General features: G+C 67.2%; 20 protein-coding genes and 1 tRNA gene. 14 read left to right on the top strand and 7 right to left on the bottom strand.

The genetic code is table 11. The features are described 5' to 3' along the window. Nucleotides 1-46: 46 nt before the first annotated feature. A complete protein-coding gene (locus ASF80_RS02750) occupies nucleotides 47-1,159 on the top strand; it encodes a VIT1/CCC1 transporter family protein (protein WP_056307792.1) in 1,113 nt (370 codons plus the stop codon). 134 nt (nucleotides 1,160-1,293) lie between these two features. Here ASF80_RS02750 and ASF80_RS02745 read toward each other — a convergent pair. After that, nucleotides 1,294-1,376 (bottom strand) — tRNA-Leu (locus ASF80_RS02745). A 112-nt stretch (nucleotides 1,377-1,488) separates the two neighbouring features. On the opposite strand from ASF80_RS02745, the gene ASF80_RS02740 reads away from it, so the two are divergent. Further along, entirely contained in the window at nucleotides 1,489-2,784 is a 1,296-nt protein-coding gene (locus ASF80_RS02740; protein WP_056307790.1) for a M20/M25/M40 family metallo-hydrolase, read from the top strand. A gap of 45 nt (nucleotides 2,785-2,829) precedes the next feature. Beyond that, nucleotides 2,830-3,654, top strand: coding sequence for an undecaprenyl-diphosphate phosphatase (locus ASF80_RS02735; protein WP_056307788.1), 825 nt, complete (start codon nucleotides 2,830-2,832; stop codon nucleotides 3,652-3,654). Nucleotides 3,655-3,676: 22 nt separating this feature from the next. On the opposite strand, the gene ASF80_RS02730 is transcribed toward ASF80_RS02735, so the two are convergent. Beyond that, a complete protein-coding gene (locus ASF80_RS02730; protein ID WP_056311678.1) occupies nucleotides 3,677-4,525 on the bottom strand; it encodes a PAC2 family protein in 849 nt (282 codons plus the stop codon). 91 nt (nucleotides 4,526-4,616) lie between these two features. Here ASF80_RS02730 and ASF80_RS02725 point away from each other — a divergent pair, with 91 nt between their 5' ends. Genes ASF80_RS02725 through lnt form a run of 9 tightly spaced genes read left to right on the top strand, consistent with a single transcriptional unit; the run spans nucleotide 4,617 to nucleotide 14,328 of the window. After that, nucleotides 4,617-5,300, top strand: coding sequence for an HAD family hydrolase (locus tag ASF80_RS02725; RefSeq protein ID WP_268776007.1), 684 nt, complete (start codon nucleotides 4,617-4,619; stop codon nucleotides 5,298-5,300). Then, nucleotides 5,297-6,316: a tRNA (adenine-N1)-methyltransferase gene (locus ASF80_RS02720; protein WP_056307784.1), complete on the top strand. Its 1,020-nt coding sequence runs from the start codon at nucleotides 5,297-5,299 to the stop codon at nucleotides 6,314-6,316. Before ASF80_RS02725 ends, ASF80_RS02720 begins: the two co-directional genes overlap by 4 nt. Nucleotides 6,317-6,326: 10 nt before the next feature. Next, nucleotides 6,327-7,241 (top strand): hypothetical protein, encoded by a 915-nt coding sequence (locus ASF80_RS02715; protein WP_056307781.1) that lies wholly within the window; start codon nucleotides 6,327-6,329, stop codon nucleotides 7,239-7,241. Then, on the top strand, nucleotides 7,241-8,236 hold the full coding sequence (locus tag ASF80_RS02710) for a helix-turn-helix transcriptional regulator (protein ID WP_056307779.1): 996 nt from the start codon (nucleotides 7,241-7,243) through the stop codon (nucleotides 8,234-8,236). The genes ASF80_RS02715 and ASF80_RS02710 overlap by 1 nt, the downstream gene beginning before the upstream one ends. Further along, nucleotides 8,233-9,222 (top strand): helix-turn-helix transcriptional regulator, encoded by a 990-nt coding sequence (locus ASF80_RS02705; RefSeq protein WP_056307776.1) that lies wholly within the window; start codon nucleotides 8,233-8,235, stop codon nucleotides 9,220-9,222. Before ASF80_RS02710 ends, ASF80_RS02705 begins: the two co-directional genes overlap by 4 nt. A 26-nt stretch (nucleotides 9,223-9,248) precedes the next feature. After that, complete coding sequence (gene tatA / locus ASF80_RS02700) at nucleotides 9,249-9,506, top strand: Sec-independent protein translocase subunit TatA (protein WP_056307774.1); 258 nt, start codon at nucleotides 9,249-9,251, stop codon at nucleotides 9,504-9,506. Between the two features lie 54 nt (nucleotides 9,507-9,560). Then, nucleotides 9,561-10,319, top strand: a complete 759-nt coding sequence (tatC, locus tag ASF80_RS02695) for a twin-arginine translocase subunit TatC (RefSeq protein WP_056307773.1) — start codon at nucleotides 9,561-9,563, stop codon at nucleotides 10,317-10,319. Beyond that, nucleotides 10,316-12,793 carry a DEAD/DEAH box helicase gene (locus ASF80_RS02690; RefSeq protein WP_056307770.1) on the top strand — a complete coding sequence of 826 codons (2,478 nt, stop codon included), beginning with the start codon at nucleotides 10,316-10,318 and terminating at the stop codon, nucleotides 12,791-12,793. The genes tatC and ASF80_RS02690 overlap by 4 nt, the downstream gene beginning before the upstream one ends. An 11-nt stretch (nucleotides 12,794-12,804) precedes the next feature. Further along, a complete protein-coding gene (gene lnt / locus ASF80_RS02685) occupies nucleotides 12,805-14,328 on the top strand; it encodes an apolipoprotein N-acyltransferase (protein ID WP_056307768.1) in 1,524 nt (507 codons plus the stop codon). On the opposite strand, the gene ASF80_RS02680 is transcribed toward lnt, so the two are convergent. The 4 genes from ASF80_RS02680 to ASF80_RS02665 form a co-directional block, all read right to left on the bottom strand. Further along, entirely contained in the window at nucleotides 14,325-14,708 is a 384-nt protein-coding gene (locus tag ASF80_RS02680) for an RNA polymerase-binding protein RbpA (protein WP_056307766.1), read from the bottom strand. The two genes, lnt and ASF80_RS02680, sit on opposite strands and share 4 nt — an antisense overlap. A 125-nt stretch (nucleotides 14,709-14,833) precedes the next feature. Then, a complete protein-coding gene (locus ASF80_RS02675; RefSeq protein WP_056307764.1) occupies nucleotides 14,834-15,607 on the bottom strand; it encodes a glycerophosphodiester phosphodiesterase family protein in 774 nt (257 codons plus the stop codon). Beyond that, nucleotides 15,604-16,530 (bottom strand): SPFH domain-containing protein, encoded by a 927-nt coding sequence (locus tag ASF80_RS02670; RefSeq protein ID WP_056307762.1) that lies wholly within the window; start codon nucleotides 16,528-16,530, stop codon nucleotides 15,604-15,606. The genes ASF80_RS02675 and ASF80_RS02670 overlap by 4 nt, the downstream gene beginning before the upstream one ends. A gap of 13 nt (nucleotides 16,531-16,543) precedes the next feature. Then, the gene (locus tag ASF80_RS02665) at nucleotides 16,544-17,017 is read right to left on the bottom strand and encodes an NfeD family protein (protein WP_056307760.1); all 474 of its coding nucleotides are present in this window, start codon (nucleotides 17,015-17,017) and stop codon (nucleotides 16,544-16,546) included. Nucleotides 17,018-17,137: 120 nt separating this feature from the next. On the opposite strand from ASF80_RS02665, the gene ASF80_RS02660 reads away from it, so the two are divergent. Next, nucleotides 17,138-17,902 carry an SDR family oxidoreductase gene (locus ASF80_RS02660; protein ID WP_056307758.1) on the top strand — a complete coding sequence of 255 codons (765 nt, stop codon included), beginning with the start codon at nucleotides 17,138-17,140 and terminating at the stop codon, nucleotides 17,900-17,902. An 84-nt stretch (nucleotides 17,903-17,986) separates the two neighbouring features. On the opposite strand, the gene ASF80_RS02655 is transcribed toward ASF80_RS02660, so the two are convergent. Continuing rightward, the gene (locus ASF80_RS02655; protein WP_056307756.1) at nucleotides 17,987-18,586 is read right to left on the bottom strand and encodes an HdeD family acid-resistance protein; all 600 of its coding nucleotides are present in this window, start codon (nucleotides 18,584-18,586) and stop codon (nucleotides 17,987-17,989) included. A gap of 97 nt (nucleotides 18,587-18,683) precedes the next feature. On the opposite strand from ASF80_RS02655, the gene ASF80_RS02650 reads away from it, so the two are divergent. Further along, complete coding sequence (locus tag ASF80_RS02650; protein WP_082488158.1) at nucleotides 18,684-19,166, top strand: helix-turn-helix transcriptional regulator; 483 nt, start codon at nucleotides 18,684-18,686, stop codon at nucleotides 19,164-19,166. Nucleotides 19,167-19,169 lie beyond the last annotated feature (3 nt).

Raw genomic sequence — 19,169 nt, 5'->3', positions numbered from 1 at the left:
GTTGAACGGTTGCCCCCGCTTGGGGCTCCGTCGATCAGGAGACGTCATGACAGCCCCCGCTGCCGCCGAGCCCGCCGCTGCAGAACCCACCGCCGCAGACCGCCGCCGTTGGGCGCGCTATCTCGTCGAGGAGCGTGCCGAGGGCACGGTCTATCAGAGGCTCGCGCATCGACGCACCGGTGAGGAGCGCGAGATCCTCCTCAGCCTCGCCGACGCCGAGCGCCGCCACGAGCAGCACTGGCTCGACCTGCTGGGCGCTGAGCCCTCGAGGCTGCCCCGAGCCGGCATCCGCTCCCGACTCCTCGGCTGGATGGCCGGTCGGTTCGGATCGATCTTCGTGCTGGCTCTCGCGCAGAATGCCGAGGCGCGCTCTCCGTACGACTCGGAGCAGTATGCGACCCCCGCGATGCGCGCCGACGAGAAGGTCCACTACGAGGTCGTGCGCGGCCTCGCCGCACGAGGAAGGCGGCGGCTGTCCGGGTCGTTCCGCGCGGCCGTGTTCGGCGCGAACGACGGTCTGGTCAGCAACCTGGCCCTCGTGCTCGGGATCGGGGCCACCGGGGTGAGCTCCGGATTCGTGCTCTTCAGCGGGATCGCCGGGCTTCTCGCGGGCGCACTGTCGATGGGAGCGGGAGAGTTCGTCTCCGTGCGGTCGCAGCGAGAGCTCCTCGCGGCCACCGAAGCCAACGAGGATGCCGCTGCATCCGCGGCTGACCTCGACATCGACGAGAACGAGCTGGCACTCGTGTATCGCGCTCGGGGGATAGGCCAGGAAGAGGCCCTGGCCCGCGCGGGACGCATCGTCGCTGCGGCCCGAGCGGGCGTCGAACGCACCACGACGGGTCCCGTCAGCATCCACGCGGGCGATGACCATGAGATCGTCGGCAGCGATTGGACGGCGGCGATCTCGAGCTTCCTGCTGTTCGCCTCCGGTGCGATCATCCCTGTGCTGCCCTGGATCTTCGGTCTTGACGGCGCTACAGCCGTCATCGTCGCGCTGGTTCTCGTCGGGGTCGCGCTGCTGACCACCGGCGCCATGGTCGGGATCCTGTCGGGCGGACCGCCCTTGCGTCGGGCCCTGCGGCAGCTCGCGATCGGCTTCGGAGCCGCGGCGATCACGTACGTGCTCGGCCTGGTGTTCGGAGTGGGAGCGGCCTGAATCGAGCAGCATCCGGCATATGAGGGTGCGGGGCGGGGTCCGGGAGGAATTCCGCCCCGAGCGGCCCGGACGCGAATCGTTCTCCGGGAACGAAGAAGGCCCCGGATATCGTGACGATATCCGGGGCCTGTCTGTGCGCGGAGGGGGACTTGAACCCCCACGCCCTTACGGGCACTACGACCTCAACGTAGCGCGTCTACCATTCCGCCACCCGCGCAGGTGTTGGATGTTCGTTGCCGAACGAAGATTTACATTAGCACGAGCTTCGAGGCTCCCTGAAACCGACGGCGACGCCCGGGCGCGCCACGGCGTTTCGATAGCCTGGGCACATGACCGATCCGTCCGTTCCCGAGGTCGTTCGCATCGCGAGCGACCTGATCCGCTTCGACACCTCCAACTTCGGCGGCGGCAATGCGAAGGGCGAGCGCGAAGCCGCCGAGTACGTGGGCGCGTACCTGCAGGAGCTGGGGCTCGAGGTCGAGTACTACGAACCGATCCCGCGCCGCACGAATGTGATGGCGCGCGTCCCCGGCCGGGATTCGAGCAGACCGGCGCTGGTCGTCCACGGTCACCTCGACGTCGTTCCGGCGATGGCCGAGGACTGGACCGTCGATCCGTTCGCCGGGATCGTCAAGGACGGGATGCTGTGGGGTCGCGGTGCCGTCGACATGAAGAACATGAACGCGATGATCCTCACTGCCGTCGCCGACATCCTCCGAGCGGGGGAGCAGCCGGAGCGGGACCTCGTTCTGGCGTTCTTCGCCGACGAGGAGAACGGCGGGGTCGAGGGCTCGGCTCTCGTCGTGCAGAACAAGCCCGAGTGGTTCGCCGGCGCCACCGAGGCGATCAGCGAGGTCGGCGGGTACTCGATCACCGTCGACGACCGCCGCGCCTATCTGCTGCAGGTGGGCGAGAAGGCGCTGATCTGGATCCGCCTCGTCGCGAAGGGGCGCGCCGGTCACGGCAGCCGCCTGCACGACGACAACGCCGTCACGAAGCTCGCGGAGGCCGTCGCGGCCATCGGACGAACCCGGTGGCCGTTGCGGCTGACCTCGACCACTGAGGCCCTGCTGCAGGGACTCAGCGACCTCACCGGACGCTCGGTGGACGACCCGGATGCTCTGGCAGCCGCCGCAGGACCCGCGGAGGCGTTCCTGCGTTCGTCGTTCCGCACCACCACCAACCCGACGGCTCTGACCGCCGGATACAAGCACAACGTCATTCCCGAGCGCGCCGAGGCGCTGATCGACGTTCGCGTGATCCCCGGGACCGAGGACGATGTGCTCGCAGAGCTGCAGCAGATCGTCGGCGACGACATCGAGATCGAGATCGTCGTGCGCGACATCGGCATGGAGACGCCGTTCGCGGGAGAACTGGTCGACGCGATGGTCGCGAGCCTCGGTCGCCATGACCCGGGGGTGCCGGTGATCCCGTATCTGCTGGGAGCGGGCACGGACAACAAAGCGCTCGCGTATCTGGACATCACCGGATACGGTTTCGCTCCGCTGCGGCTTCCTGCAGACCTCGACTTCACGGGCATGTTCCACGGAGTCGATGAGCGCGTACCCGTAGAATCGCTTGTCTTCGGTCAGCGGGTGCTGGCCGATCTGCTGCGCACGTACTGAGCCTTCGGCTCGTCGTCCGCGCACCACGATTCAGAAAGCTCCTCCATGCACCTGCTCGAAGCGCTCATCCTCGGCATCGTCCAGGGACTCACCGAGTTCCTCCCGATCTCCTCCAGCGCGCATCTGCGCATCTTGGGCACGTTCCTGCCCTCGGGTGAGGACCCGGGTGCGGCGTTCACCGCGATCACCCAGATCGGCACCGAGGCAGCGGTCGTGGTGTTCTTCTGGCGTGACATCGTGCGCATCATCGCGCAGTGGTTCCGCTCACTGACCGGACGGGTTCCGCGCAGCGATCCCGATGCCCGCATGGGGTGGATGATCATCATCGGCAGCATCCCGATCGTGGTGCTCGGACTGCTCTTCCAAGACCAGATCGAGACCGTCTTCCGGTCGCTGTGGATCGTCGCGATCATGCTGATCGTCTTCGGCATCCTGCTCGGGATCGCCGACCACGTCGGCGCCAAACGACGAAAGCTCGACCAGCTGACGTACCCCCACGGCATCGCCTACGGGTTCGCGCAGGCGCTCGCGCTGATCCCCGGCGTCTCCCGCTCGGGCGGAACGATCACGATGGGACTGTTCCTCGGCTACGAGCGCGCCGCTGCCGCCCGTTACGCGTTCCTGCTCGCGATCCCTGCGGTCTTCGGAAGCGGGTTCTACCAGGTGTTCAAGAGCTGGGACGAGCCCTCGTTCTTCTCGTTCGGCGACACGCTGGCGGCGACCGGCATCGCGTTCGTCGTGGCGCTCGGAGTCATCGCATTCTTCATGAACTACATCTCGAAGCGCAGCTTCCTGCCGTTCGTGATCTACCGGATCCTACTCGGAACCGTCCTGCTGGTCCTGCTCGGCACCGGCGTCATCGCCGCCTGAGTGCGGACGGGCGGCCAGGGGGCTAGCGCTTATGGTCTCCTGGGCCGTCGCCGCGGCGCTTGAGGTAGCGCTCGAAGGCCTGGGCGATCGCATCGCCTGAGGCATCGGGGGAGTCCCACGTGTCTCTCGTGCGCTCGAGCTGCTGGATGTACTCCGTCATGTCCTCGTCGTCCGCGGCTGCGGCATCGATCGAGGCCTCCCACGCCGCGGCCTCGGTGCGCAGGTGATCGCGCGGCACGTCGACACCGGTCAGCTCCTCGAGCCGATCGAGGAGCGCGAGGGTCACCTTGGGCGACGGCGTGGCCGAGGCGACGTAGTGCGGCACGCTCGCCCAGAGGCTCGCGGTCGGGATGCCCGCGCTCTCGGCGAAGTGCTCGATGACGCTCAGGATTCCGACCGGGCCCTCGTAGAGGGAGCGCTCGAGCCCGTGGGCCTCGCGGACCTGCTCGTTCTGGCTCGAGGCGAAGATCGAGATCGGCCGGGTGTGCGGGACGTCCGACAGCATCGCGCCGAGCGTCACGAAACCGGTGATGTCGTCGCGGAGCGCGATGTCGATGAACTCCGAGGCGAAGGACTGCCAGGTGCGTGCGGGCTCGACACCGGTCAGCACCCAGAACTCCGGACCCGGACCCGGGTCGCGTGGACGCCACAGTCCGGCCTCCGGCCAGGTGAGCTGACGACGCCCCTCGGCATCCATCTTCGTCGCCGGGCGCGTGTACTGGTAGTCGAAGTACAGCTCGGGATCGATCGAGTGCACGAGGTCGTAGTCGGTGGTCTCGCGCAGTGCCGTGATCGCTCCGCTCGCAGCCTCACCCGCGTCGTTCCACCCGTCGAAGGCGACGATGACGATGCGTGAACCGAGGACATCCATCATGGGCTCCCTTCGCGATATCGGATCGGTATCCCTCCAGGCTAGTCCGACCGCGCGGGGAGGGGGGCGGAGCCACGGCTAACATGGTTCAGTGAGCAGACAGCCCCGCGCGATCCTCTGGGACATGGACGGAACACTCGTCGACACCGAACCGTATTGGATGGCTGCAGAGACGGCGCTGGTCGAGTCCTTCGGGGGCTCGTGGAGCCACGATGACGCACTCCAGCTCGTCGGCAACGGTCTGATCGACAGCGCGATCATCCTTCAGAACGCCGGCGTCGACATGGACGCCGAGGCCATCGTCGCGCTTCTCACCGACGGGGTGCAGGAGGCGCTGCGCACTCAGGGCGTGCCGTTCCGTCCGGGGGCGCGCGAGCTGCTGCAGGACCTGCGATCGGCGGGGATCCCGACCGGACTCGTGACCATGTCCCTCCGCCGGATGGCCCTCAGCGTCGTCGACCTGATCGAGTTCGACGCGTTCGACATCGTCGTCGCCGGCGACGACGTGACCAACCCCAAACCGCATCCGGAGCCGTACCTGCACGCAGCAGGGCTGCTCGAGATCGACATCGCCGACGCCGTGGTCATCGAGGACTCGCCGACCGGGCTCCGCGCCGGAATCGCCTCCGGCGCCGTGGCGCTCGGCGTCCCGCACATCGTGCCGCTCGACCATGTCGGAGCGCACGAGCTCTGGCCGACGCTCGACGGCCGCACCGCCGCAGACCTGATCGACCTGTTCGATCGCAAGAACTCCATGACGGGAGCCACCCGATGACCTCCACCAGCTCACAGCGGCCGAGCGGGCCGTTCCGAGAGGGCGACCGGGTACAGCTGACCGGCCCCAAGGGGCGCCTGCACACCGTGACCCTCCGCGAGGACGGCGAACTCCACACCCACCAGGGCGTTCTGCGGCACCGCGACCTGATCGGCCTCCCCGACGGCTCCGTCGTGGCGAACAGCTCGGGGCATGACTACCTCGCGCTGCGTCCGCTGCTGCGCGACTTCGCGATGTCCATGCCCCGTGGTGCGGCGATCGTGTATCCGAAGGATGCGGCGCAGATCGTGATGCAGGCAGACATCTTCCCCGGCGCCGTCGTCGTGGAGGCGGGGGTGGGGTCTGGAGCGCTGTCGCTGTCGCTGCTCCGCGCGATCGGCCCCGCCGGCCGTCTGGTCTCGTTCGAGCGTCGCGAGGACTTCGCGCAGGTCGCGCGCGGCAATGTCGAGACGTTCTTCGGTGCGACTCCCGGCACCTGGGACGTCGTCGTCGGAGATCTGGCCGAGGCACTGCCCGGTGAGTTCCCCGCAGGCTCTGTCGATCGGGTCGTGCTCGACATGCTGGCTCCGTGGGAGTGCATGGACGTCGTCGCCGACGCCCTGACGCCCGGCGGAGTCGTGCTCTGCTACGTCGCCACCGCCACGCAGCTGTCGCGTGTGGCGGAGTACATCCGCAGCACGGGGCTGTTCACTGACCCTGAGGCCTCCGAGACGATGGTGCGCGGCTGGCACGTCGAAGGTCTGGCCGTGCGGCCGGACCACCGCATGGTGGCGCACACGGGCTTCCTGCTCACCGCGCGCCGACTCGCTCCCGGTGCTGTCGCACCCCAGGTCAAGCGCCGGGCGTCGAAGAGCAGCTACGGCGACGCCGATGTCGAGCAGTGGACCCCCGGAGCCGTCGGCGATCGCGAGATCAACGACAAGAACCTCCGAAAGCGCGCTCGTGAGGCTGCCAAGGCGGCGGAGGGCGCGCGTCTTGCATCCGGTTCGCGCGAATCCGAGCCGTCTACGGAATAGACTGGAGCGCGTGCGTAAAACGTCCGCCGTTCTGGCCACTCTCAGCCTCGCCGTCCTCACTCTGACCGGATGCGCCGCGGGTCCGACGTTCGCGGGCGAGGTCTGCGATCGGACCTCCCACGCAGGCTCCGTCGAGGACTCCGTGACCGTCGAGGGTGACCTCGGCGAAGCACCGGATGTCACCGTGTACACACCGGTCAAGACCGATGAGACCGCGTTCGCGGACATCATCACGGGCGAGGGCGAGACGCTGACCTCGACGGTGCAGCCCATGGTGCTCGACATCGCCTTCTACGGCGGCGAGAGCGGCGAGAAGCTCTACGAATCCGAGTACAACGGCGACACGAGCCGGGTGCACAACATCTCGTACTGGGCCCAGCGCTCTCCGGGCCTCGAGTCGGTGCTCGAGTGCGCCACCGGCGGCAGCCGTGTCGTGGCGGTGCTCACCCCCGAGGACTTCGGTGAGGCGAACGTCGAGGCCTTCGGTCTCGCGAAGGACGAGAATATCGTCGCCGTCGTCGACGTGCTCGATGTCTACCTCGCACACGCCGAAGGCGCGTCGCAGTTCAACGACGCACGGGGCCTTCCGACCGTCGTGCGCGCACCCGACGGCACGCCGGGTGTCATCATCCCCGACAGTGCAGCGCCCGAATCCGCAGTGACCCAGACCCTCATCAAGGGTGACGGCGCGAAGGTCGAGAAGGAATCGACCATCGTGACGAACATCATGGCGCTCGGCTGGGATGACAAGACCGTCACCTCGAGCACATGGGGCGCCGAGCCGAACATCGGCCCCGCCGCGAAGGAGCTCGTGGGTGCGACCGTCGGGTCTCAGCTGCTGGTCGTCGTACCCGCGGCAGACGGCAACCCGGCGACCGTGATCGTCGTCGACATCCTGGGCATCGTTCCCGTCCCGGAGCAGTGATGGCAGCCCGTATTCCGGCGGAAGAGCGTCTGACGAACCTCGTCGTGGCGCTCATGGCGACGGAGATCGGGCTCACGAAGCAGCAGATCCTCGACAATGTGTCGGGGTACCGTCAGCGAGCGGATGCCGGTGTGCGCTCGGATGCTCTCGAGAAGATGTTCGAGCGCGACAAGGACGAGCTGCGCACGCTCGGAGTTCCTGTCGAGACGATCGGTGATCAAGCCGATCCCAATGATCTCCGCGAGGCGCGGTATCGCATTCCGCAGGCGGAATACGACCTGCCCAGCGACATCGAGTTCACTGCTGCCGAGCTCGCCGTGCTTCAGCTGGCCGGCAGCGTGTGGAGCGCGGAGTCCGCGTCGGGCGACGCCAAGGCCGGGGTGCGCAAGATCCGCGCGCTCGGGATCGACGGCGACGAGCCGATCATCGGCTTCGCGCCGCGCATCACGGCCCGCGATGCGGCGTTCCCGCAGCTGCAGGAGGCCATCGAGAAGAGCCGCGTGGTGCTGTTCGACTACCTCAAGCCGGGAGAGGACTCGCCGCGCCGCCGCAGCATCCGCCCCCTGGCGCTCGTCGACTACGAGGCGCGCTGGCATGTGTTCGGCGTGGACGTCGACATCGAGGCCGACCGGATGTTCCTGCTGAGCCGGATCGTCGGCGACGTGAAGATCTCGCCCAAGAGCTTCGCTCCGGAACTCCGTGACGGAGCGGGGGAGCGTGCACTGGCGGGTCTGGAGAACGTCGCTGCGCAGAACTCGGCCCTCCTCGAGGTCACGCCGGGCACTGAGGCGTCGCTGCGCCTCGGTCGACGCGCGACGCCCGCTGCCACCCAGGGGATCCTCGTGCCGTTCGTCGATCTGCACATCCTCGCCGACGAGCTCGCTTCCTACGGGCCGGAGGTGCGAGTGGTCGAGCCCGCCGCGCTCCGGGATGCCGTGGTCGATCGGCTGACGGCCGTCGTGGCGACCAACTCGGATGTGGAGGAGTCATCGTGAGCGCTCAGCCGAAGCCATTGCTCGCCGCTGACCGCGTGCGCGTCTATCTCACCCTGGTGCCGTACCTGCTCGAGCATGGACAGGTGTCTCTCGCCGAGGCGTCCGAGGAGTTCGGAGTCACTCTGGCCGAGATGCGTCAGATGGTGGAGAAGCTCACGGTGATCGGTCTTCCCGGTGACTCGGGATTCTGGCAGCAGCCGCAGGAGATGTTCGACATCAACTGGGATCTGCTCGACGATGAAGACGTCATCGAGATCACGAACGACGTCGCCCTCCGACGAGTGCCGCGCTTCACTGCACGCGAAGCTGCGGCCCTGCTGGCCGGCCTGCAGATGGTCGCCGCAGTGCCGGCGGTCTCGGATTCCGGACTGGTCAGCGGTCTCATCTCCAAGCTCTCACGTGGAGCGGCCGATGCGCCCGCAGAGGTCGTGGTGGCGCCGAGCGCCGTCGACGAGGTCCGCCAGGTGGTGTCGCGCGGGGTGCAGGACGGCGTGGCCGTGGCATTCACGTACCAGGCACCGGATGCGGCTCCGACGACACGCACCGTCGACCCCGTCCAGGTGATCATCACCAACGCGCAGTGGTATCTGCAGGGCTGGTGCCACACACGTCAGGCCATGCGCACGTTCCACCTCGACAGGGTGAGCGACGCCCGCCTGACCGACATCCCGATCACGCATGCGAGCGATCAGGTGCCGGAGGCCTTCTCCGCCGTCGACGACGAGGGCGAGGTGCAGGTGCGCCTTCCCGAGCGGGTGGCGCCGCTTCTGGGTGACTTCCTGACCGCCGACAACGTCGAGGTCGAGGGTGGAATCGTCAGCGCGCGTCTGCATCTGGCCGATCCTCGCGGCATCAAGAGGCTGGCCGCCCGCTTCGGCGGAGCGCTCGAGGTCGTCGACCCCGGCATCGCGCGAACGGCGACCCGTGAATGGGCCGAGGCCGGACTCGCCCTGTATCGCCACCCGGACAGCTCCAACCCCGGTTAGACTTCTACAAACGACGAAGGAGAATCATGGGCGCTTTCGGTTGGCCACATCTGCTGATCATCCTCGCCGTCATCCTGCTGCTTTTCGGTGCGGCGAAGCTGCCGGCATTGGCGAAGAGCCTCGGTCAGTCTGCCCGGGTGTTCAAGGGCGAGATGAAGGCGATGAAGAACGAAGACGCGAGTGACGCCGCAGAGCCGGGCGCTCCGACGCCCACGGCTTCTGTCGCGGACACCTCGGTGACAGCCCGCGACACGGATCCGGGTCAGCCTCCTCGATCCGCATAGTCCGTGTCGGCTCTCGAATCCGCCGACCAGGAGGCCCCCGGCCGCGACAGGAGGATGTCGCTCGGCGCCCACCTGGTCGAGCTGCGCAAGCGGCTCTTCATCGCTGCGGGCGCACTCGTGGTCGGGATGATCATCGCGTTCATCGTGACGGAGCCGATCATCGAGCTCCTCTCGGTGCCGATCCGCACGATCGCCGCCGAAGCCGGGCGTGAGTACACGGGTCTCAACTTCACTACCGTCACGAGCGGATTCGATCTGCGCATGCGGATCGCTTTCGCCATCGGCCTGCTGCTCTCAGCGCCTGTATGGCTCTGGCAGGTGTGGGCCTTCGTGATGCCCGGCCTCACGAAGAAGGAGACCCAATACACGTGGGGATTCCTCGGGGCGGCCATTCCGCTGTTCTTCGGTGGCTGCACGGTCGCGTTCTTCGTGCTCCCGCATGTCATCGAGATCATGGCGGGCTTCGTGCCGAAGGGGATGGCGCAGTTCTTCGACTATTCGACGTACTACGACTTCGTGTTCAAGTTCCTGCTGGTGCTCGGAATCGCCTTCGTGCTCCCGGTCTTCCTCGTCGCGTTGAACGTCGCGGGGATCGTCTCCGGGCGCGACATCCTCAAGGGGTGGCGGGTCGCGATCCTGGTCTGCACGATCTTCGCGGCGGTCACCACACCGCCCGCTGATGTCTTCTCGATGCTGCTGCTGATGGGATCCATGATCGTGCTGTACTTCGCCGCGACCTTCATCTCGATGCTCTTCGATCGACGTAAGCGCAAGCGCGACAAGGCAGCGGGCATCGAGCCCGTGACCGCATGACCTCGCCCTCCGAGCGATACGCCGCGGCGCGCGAGGCGGCAGGACACCCGGCGACGGTCGCCTTCGCCGCAAGACAGAAGTTCGCGCTCGACCCCTTCCAGATCGAGGGCTGTCACGCGCTCGAAGACGGAAGCAGCGTGCTCGTCGCCGCTCCCACCGGTGCGGGGAAGACGATCGTCGGAGAGTTCGCGATCAACCTCGCTATGCAGACCCCCAGCGACAAGGCGTTCTACACGACGCCGATGAAGGCGCTGTCGAACCAGAAGTTCCGCGAGCTGGTCGACGTGTACGGCCCGGACGAGGTGGGCCTGCTCACCGGCGACACGAACATCAACGGCAACGCACGGATCGTCGTCATGACGACCGAAGTGCTGCGCAACATGATCTACGCGGACTCGGCCGCGCTGCGAGATCTCCGATACGTCGTGATGGACGAGGTCCACTACCTCGCTGATCGCTTCCGCGGCGCGGTGTGGGAAGAGGTGATCATCCACCTCCCGCAACATGTGCGTCTGGTGTCGCTGAGCGCCACCGTGTCGAACGCCGAGGAGTTCGGCGACTGGCTCGACACCGTGCGAGGTGACACCGAAGTGATCGTCTCGGAGATCCGCCCTGTTCCGCTGGAACAGCATGTGCTGGTGCGCGACGACCTGCTGCCGCTGTTCGACGACCGCGCGGGCATCGCCACAGCGCAGGTCAACCAGGAGCTGATGCGCATCCGCTCGTTCACGGGCTCGAACTACGAGAACAATCGTGAGGCGCAGTCGTACCGCAGCAATCGCCATGCCGGACGGCAGGCTCAGCGCCCGCCGCGGGGCGGGCGGCGCCCTGTGCGCGCCTCGAACGTGCGGCGGATCGAACGCATGGATCGACCGGACGTCATCCGGTTGCTCGAACGCTCCAACCTTCTTCCGGCGATCTTCTTCATCTTCAGTCGCGTCGGCTGCGATGCGGCTGTCCAGCAGGTGCGGCGGTCGGGGGTACGGCTCACGACGACCGAGGAGAAGGCCGAGATCCGCGCGATCGTCGAGGATCGCACCCGCTCGCTGCAGGACGAGGACCTCGGCGTGCTCGGATACTGGGACTGGCTGGAGAACCTCGAACGGGGCGTCGCCGCCCACCACGCGGGCCTCCTGCCGGCCTTCAAGGAGGTCGTCGAGGAGCTCTACAAGCGCAAGCTCGTCAAGGTCGTCTTCGCGACCGAGACCTTGGCGCTCGGCATCAACATGCCCGCGCGCACGGTCGTGCTCGAGAAGATGGAGAAGTTCAACGGCGAGGCGCGAGTCGCGATCACCTCCGGCGAGTACACGCAGCTCACCGGCCGCGCGGGCCGCCGCGGCATCGACGTCGAGGGGCACGCGGTCGTCCAGTGGACCGAGGGGATGGATCCGCAGGCTGTCGCCGCACTCGCCTCGCGACGCACCTATCCGCTGAACTCCAGCTTCCGGCCGACATACAACATGGCCGTGAACCTGATCGATCTGTTCGGCAAGGCGCGCGCCCGTGAGGTGCTCGAGTCGTCTTTCGCGCAGTTCCAGGCAGACCGCGCCGTCGTGGGACTCGCACGCCAGGTGCGAGAGGCCGAGGAGTCTCTCGAGGGCTACAAGGCGGCCATGGTCTGCGATCACGGCGATTTCCTCGACTATGCGGCGATCCGACGGGAGCTCAGCGACCTCGAGAAGAAGAACCGTCAGGATTCTAATGCTCCCCGAGTCTCGCGGGACAAGCGGATGAAGCAGATCCAGAGTCTGCGCACCCGCATGCAGCGGCACGGATGCCATCGGTGCCCCGATCGCGAGGCGCATGCGCGCTGGGCGGAACGGTACTGGAAGCTCAAGCGTCAGAACGACCGCATCCGCCGCCAGATCGAGACCAGGACAGGAACGGTCGCGCGAGTCTTCGACCGTGTGGTCGAGGTGCTCGAGACGCTCGACTATCTGCACCGCGACGGCGATGACGTGACTACGCTCACGGATGCCGGGCGCACGATGCGCAGGATCTACGGCGAACGCGACCTGCTGGTCGCCGAGTCGCTGCGACAGGGACTCTGGAACGGTCTCGACGCGCCCTCACTCGCCGCCATGGCCTGCTGCCTCGTGTACGAACCGCGCAGGGACGAGGCGAACTCGGGGGAGAGGGACCTGCCTCGCGGTGCGTTCCGAGCCGCGTACGAGAAGACCACGACGCTGTGGGCGGAGCTCGACGACCTCGAGAAGGATCATCATCTGCCCGGCAGCGAGCCGCTCGCGGCCGGCCTTGCGGGCGCAATGCACTCGTGGGCGCGCGGCGGCATGCTCGATCGCGTCCTGATCGATGCCGACATGGCGGCGGGGGACTTCGTCCGCTGGGCGAAGCAGACCATCGATCTGCTCGACCAACTGTCGATCGTCGCAGAAGACGGCGCACTCGCTCGCAACGCGCGAGTGGCGCTCGACGGCGTGCGCCGTGGCATCGTCGCCTATTCGTCGATGTGAGAATAGGACGGATGTCTGAACCTCGCGCGCGACAGCGCCCTCTTCTGCCGCTCTCGCTCGCTCTTCCCGCAGCGGCGATGGCCGCGCTCCTGATGGACCTCTCGTATCCGGACGCCGCGGTATGGGCTCTCGCGTTCCCCTCGACAGCGCTGCTGCTCATCGCACTGATCGGCCGCCGGGCCGGGGGAGCGCTGCTGGTGGGCGCTGTCTACGGCATCCTCTTCTTCGCTCTTCTCGTGTCGTGGACCTCCCGCTACCTCGGCCCCGTGCCGTGGGCCGCGCTGAGCATCCTCGAAGGAGCGCTCACGGCGCTGGCGCTCATCCTCATCACCCTCGCGTACCGGTGGATCCCGAAGGCGTTCTCCGGTCGCTGGGCGCGGCTTCTGCTGCTCCCCGCGGTGGTCGCGGCCCTCTGGGTGGGGCGCGAACTCTTCGTGGGGTCCTGGCCCTACGGCGGCTTCCCCTGGGCTCGCCTCGGCATGACCCAGGCGGAGAGTCCGCTAGCGCCGGTCACCTCCTGGATCGGCGTGAGCGGGCTCAGCTTCCTGATGGTGTTCCTCGTCGCTTCGATGATCGAGATCGTGCGCATGCGGGAGTGGAGACGCCCGACCGCACTGATCACCCCGGTGCTCGTGACGATCGTGCTCCTCGTCACTCCACTCTTCCCGACGACCGCCAGCGGGTCGATGCGCATCGCCGCCGTGCAGGGCAACGGCCCGAGCGGCTACTTCGACGAGCGCGAGCAGTACTCCATCGTGCAGGCGCAGACCGATGCGACAGCGCCGCTGTACGGAGAGGACGCGGATCTCGTGGTGTGGCCGGAAGGGTCACTCGACTACGACCCGTTCCAGTCCGACGCACTCGCTCGGCGCATGACTCTGGTCGCGACGCGCATGGGTGCGCCTCTGCTCGCGAACGCCGCGACGGAGCGCGACGGGCTTTACTACAACACGTCCCTGCTCTGGACAGAAGAGGGGACCGCCGAGCAGATCCACGACAAGCGGCACCCCGTCCCCTTCGGTGAGTACGTGCCGGACCGAGCCTTCTTCAACGCTCTCGCCCCTGATCTGATCGGCCTCATCCAGCGCGAGTACACCCCGGGATCGAACCCTCCGGTGGTCGATGTCGACGGCGTGAAGGTGGGACTCGCCATCTGCTTCGACGTGATCTACGACGACGTGATCAATGAGGGGCTCGGTGCCGGTGCCGAGGTGCTCGTGCTCCAGACGAACAACGCCGACTTCCGCGGCACCGACGAGAACCTTCAGCAGCTGTCTTTCGCTCGCATGCGCGCCATCGAGACGGGCCGCAGCGTGGTCAACATCTCGACCGTGGGCACCAGCCAGATCATCCGCCCCGACGGTTCCACCGTCGCGAGCCTGGATGCGGGAAAGGCCGGAGCGCTGCTCGAGGATGTCGAGCTGCGCTCCGGCCTCACAGCGGGAGTGGTTCTCGGCCCCTGGATCCAGCAGATTCTGCTGTGGGGCGGGCTGGGCGCGCTGGCCTTCGGGTGGCTGCGCGCCAGGAGGCGCTAGGCGCCGATCTTCTCGCGGGTCGGGTCTTCGCCGGCTCCGCGGCGTGCACGGATGAACGCGAGACGCTCTTCGAGGAGCTCCTCGAGCTCGGCGCGTGTGCGGCGCTCCATCAGCATGTCCCAGTGCGTGCGTGCGGCCTTCTCGTCGCTCGCGTCGAGCGTGACGGCCTGGCCGTCGACGTTCAGACGGGCGTCAGCGCCACAGGCGCGGCATTCCCAGGTCTGAGGCGGTTCGGCGTCCGCCGCGAACATCAGGTTCGTGACATGGCCGCAGGCGTCACAGGTGTAGGTGGTTTCACGGCGCTCCATGAAAACGACGCCCTCTTCGCTCTGTAGGCTCTGGGCGCCGAGTCGGATGCCGCGTAGGCTGCGATCTGCCATTGTGTGGTCCTCTCGTCGCTGTCAGGTATAACGCTCCAGCCTGTGCGCTTCATCCACGCAGCCGGATTCTCGGTGCTTTTCACAGCGGAATCCCAGCGCGAGAGCGTAATGGCGGCGTGGCGCGCTCAGCGCGCGAGAACGGCCAGAGCGAGGTCCGCGCGGTCCGAAACGATCCCGTCCACACCGCAGGCGACCAGCCGACGCATGTCATCGGCATCGTTGACCGTCCAGACGTGGACCTCGACCCCATGCCGGTGCGCAGCCCGGAGCAGGGCTGGCGTGAGGATCCTGAGCCTCGAATGCCGCTCCGGGATCTGCAGCGCGTCGATGTCCCGCAGCACCCGGGTGGGGGAGAGCCGGAGCGCGGAGAGCGAGCGGAGCGCGGCGATCGTGCGGCTGCCGCCGGATGTTGCCGGGCGCAGGGCCGCACCGGCGCGCAGCGTCGAGGCGATCGCGGCGCGACGGTTGGCGTCGGAAAAGCTGGTCACGAGGACGCGGTGCGTGTGTTCGACGAGAAGCGGACCGATGAGGTCCGGCGCCTGCGCGGTCTTGACGTCGATGTTGAAGCGAGAGGTCGGAAAGGACGACAGCGCTTCCGCGACCGTGAGCAGCCCGCCGTGGTCGGCGAAGATGCGCGCGAGATCGCGAGTGCGCACCTCGCGGATCGCCCGAGGGTCGCCGGTGAGTCGCTCGAGGGTCTCGTCGTGGAAGAGCACGACGTCGCCGTCGGCCGTGACCTGGCAGTCCGTCTCGATGTACTCGGCACCGGCCGCATGCGCGGCGGCGAAGGCGGCTGCGGAGTTCTCCCACACACCGGAGTCCCCGCCCGCCGCGGTGACCAGACCGCGGTGAGCGAGGACTCGGGGGTGTCGCGCCTTCTCGAAGTACGGGTGCGTCACGCGCCCGGATAGTTCGTCGGAGGCTGCCCGGGCTTCGGCGTGAAGGCACTGCCGATTCCCTTGAGCGCCTCGGTCAACTCGCTCGGGATGATCCAGAGCTTGTTCGACTGTCCTTCGCTGATCTTCGGCAGCATCTGGAGGTACTGGTAGGCGAGCAGCTTGTCGTCCGGCTCACCCTGATGGATGGCGGTGAAGACGTTCTGGATCGCCTCGGCCTCACCCTGCGCGCGAAGCACCGCGGCCTGCTTGTCACCCTCGGCGCGAAGGATCTCGGCCTGACGCGCGCCCTCGGCCTCGAGGATCGCGGACTGCTTCGTGCCCTCTGCCGTGAGGATGGCGGCACGACGGTCACGCTCTGCGCGCATCTGCTTCTCCATCGAGTCCTGAATGGAGATGGGCGGGTCGATCGCCTTCAGCTCTACACGGCCCACGCGGATGCCCCACTTGCCGGTCGCCTCGTCGAGCACGACACGGAGCTGCCCGTTGATGTTGTCGCGGCTGGTCAGCGCCTCTTCGAGGTTCAGGCCACCGACGACGTTACGGAGCGTGGTTGTGGTGAGCTGCTCGACGGCACCGAGGTAGTTCGCGATCTCGTACGTCGCGGCGCGGGCATCCGTCACCTGGAAGTACACCACCGTGTCGATCGAGACGACGAGGTTGTCCTCGGTGATGACGGGCTGCGGCGGGAACGAGACGACCTGCTCGCGCATGTCGATGAGCGGACGGAGCCGGTCGATGAACGGCACCAGGATGTTGAGACCGGGCATGAGGGTCTTGTGATAGCGGCCGAGCCGCTCGACCACGCCGGCTGTCGCCTGCGGAATGATGCGGATGGCTCGCGCCAGTGTGACCACCACGAAGATGATGATCGCGATCACGAGGATCCACAGGATCGCGGTCGGGATGAACGAGGAATCGTTCACGGAACTCTCCTACCTAGTCGTTGACGGGACGGACGATGGCGGTGGCTCCGTTGATCGCGGTGATCGCGACGGGGGAGCCCTGGGGGATGGCGACGACCGAGCCCGATCGTGCGGTCCAGGTGTCGCCGTTGCTGAGCTTCACCTGGCCGGAGACCTGAGTGACGTCCTGCAGGGCGATGCCCCGGAGATCGAGCAGAGCGTCGACGTTCGACTTGGTGGGGTCTTCGCCGCGCCGCAGGCGCCGGAGCAGAGGAGGACGGAGGAAGAGGATGAAGGCAGCCGCGGCCACCGCCGCGATGATGACCTGCGCCCAGACCGGGAGGCCGACGAGATCCGTCACGAGTCCCACTGTGCTGCCGAAACTGAGCATCAGGAACGTGAAATCGAGGGTGAGCATCTCGATCACGAGGAACAGCGCGATGAGGACCAGCCAGCCGATCCACGCCCAGTTCTCGACCAGTTCGATGAAAACGGGGAAGTTGTCCATGCGGCCTCCTTTGCGGTCAACCTATCACGCGGTCTCGCCGCGCTTCGGGCGCCGCAGCGCCCGCTTGGTAGTCTGGAGCGGCCGTGCGATCACGGCGTTCCGCGCATTCAAGGAGTCACCGTGACCGACGTTCTTCCCGCAGGTTCCCTCGACGGCAAGGTCGCCCTTGTCACCGGCTCGTCCCGGGGCATCGGCGCCGACACGGTCCGCTACCTCGCTGAGGCCGGCGCTGACGTCGTCATCAACTTCCGGAACAAGGCGCCTCGTGCCGAGAAGCTCGCCACGCAGCTGCGCGAGCTCGGACGCCGCGTGCTCGTCGTCGGTGCGGATCTGACCGACCCGGCGTCGGTCGGCGAGATGTTCGACGCCGTGAAGGCCGAGTTCGGTCGTCTGGACGTGCTGGTGCTCAACGCCTCCGGCGGCATGGAGTCGGGGATGGCCGAGGACTACGCACTCCTTCTGAACCGCGACGCGCAGCTCAGCGTGCTCGACGCAGCCACGCCTCTGCTCAGCGACGATGCGCGCGTGGTCTTCGTCACCAGCCACCAGGCGCACTTCATCCGCACGACGCCCACGATGCCCGAGTACGAGCCGGTGGCGCTGTCGAAGCGCGCGGGCGAGGATGCCCTCCGTGAGCGCATCCCCGGCCTCGCCGAGAAGGGGATCGGCTTCACCGTCGTCTCCGGCGACATGATCGAGGGAACAATCACCGCGACGCTGCTCGAGCGCGCGAACCCCGGTGCCATCGCGGAACGCCGCGAGTCGGCAGGCAAGCTCTACAACGTATCCGAGTTCGCCGCCGAGGTCGCTCGTGCCGCGGTCGACGCCGTGCCGGCCGACAACACCCGTCTCGTGGGCGATGTGAGCGCATTCTCCGCCGAGTGATCTGCGTCGGCTCCGAGTGATCGGAGAGAACGACAAGAGGGCCCCGTCCGAGTGGACGGGGCCCTCTTCTCGTGTGCGCAGGCGTCAGCGCACGGCGTCGGACTCGACCGAGGCGACGAAGCCCTTCGCGTCCTTGCCGAGCGTGATCGCACGAACGATCTGCACGATGCCGAGAACGACGAGCGAGATGCCGAGAACCAGCCACAGCACGGCGGCCGCGTACAGCGGCGAGAAGAGCACCACGATTCCGGCGACGATGCTGAGCAGCGCGTAGAGGAGCGTCCAGACGCGCGAGCCGTCCTGGCCGAGCAGCGACAGGGCGACCACGCCGTCGACGATCCAGCTGATGCCGATGAAGATCACGACGACGAGGGCGAGGGTCGCCGCGGCGACACCCAGGTTCGCGAACGCGATGACACCGGCGACGATGTAGACCAGACCGAGGACGATGTGCCCCACACGGGCCCAGCCGCCCTTCGCCCGGGAGAAGATGCCGAGGCCGATGTAGACGAGGCCGGCGACCACGAGGTAGGACGCGAAGATCCCTGTGACGATGACAGCGGACTTGGCCGGCCAAACGAGCAGGATGATGCCCGCGATCAGAGCGATGACGCCGGAGACCGCGAGCACGATGCGGATGGACTTGAACAGTGACTTCGCTTCGGTAGCGAGTGGATCAGACATGGTTGGGGACCCTTTCTGAGAAATCCCTGTGAGGGATGCTGCCAGAGTAGCGCTGTCCGAGCCGGAAGTGGGGGAGGGCAGTATCGATATGTCGCACATGTTCACAGTGCGACCCCGGGCGTCATGGCAAAATCTAGTCGTGACCCCTGACGATGACGCCCGGCTGCGTGAGCTCGTCGTCATGCGCAAGGTGCGCGACAGGATCGATCGCGAGTACGCGAAGCCGCTCGACGTCGAAGCCCTCGCGAAGGGCGTGCACATGAGCGCCGGTCATCTGAGCAGGCGGTTCCGGGACGCATACGGCGAATCCCCGTATTCGTACCTGATGACCCGTCGCATCGAACGGGCGATGGCGTTGCTGCGACGAGGCGACCTCTCGGTGACCGAGGTGTGCTTCGAGGTCGGGAGCTCGTCGCTCGGCACCTTCAGCACGAGGTTCACCGAGCTCGTCGGTGTCTCACCCAGCGTGTACCGTGAACGCGCGACCAACGCCGAAGGCATTCCGACCATCCACGCGAAGCACGTCATCAGACCGATCAGGAATCAAGAAGCACCGCGCACGGACGCGCACCTAACCTGAACC

It is taken from the genome of Microbacterium sp. Leaf159 (assembly GCF_001423615.1).
Lineage (GTDB): Bacteria > Actinomycetota > Actinomycetes > Actinomycetales > Microbacteriaceae > Microbacterium.
Note: the sequence above shows the minus strand (reverse complement) of the source record. Positions and strands in the feature narration are given on the sequence as shown.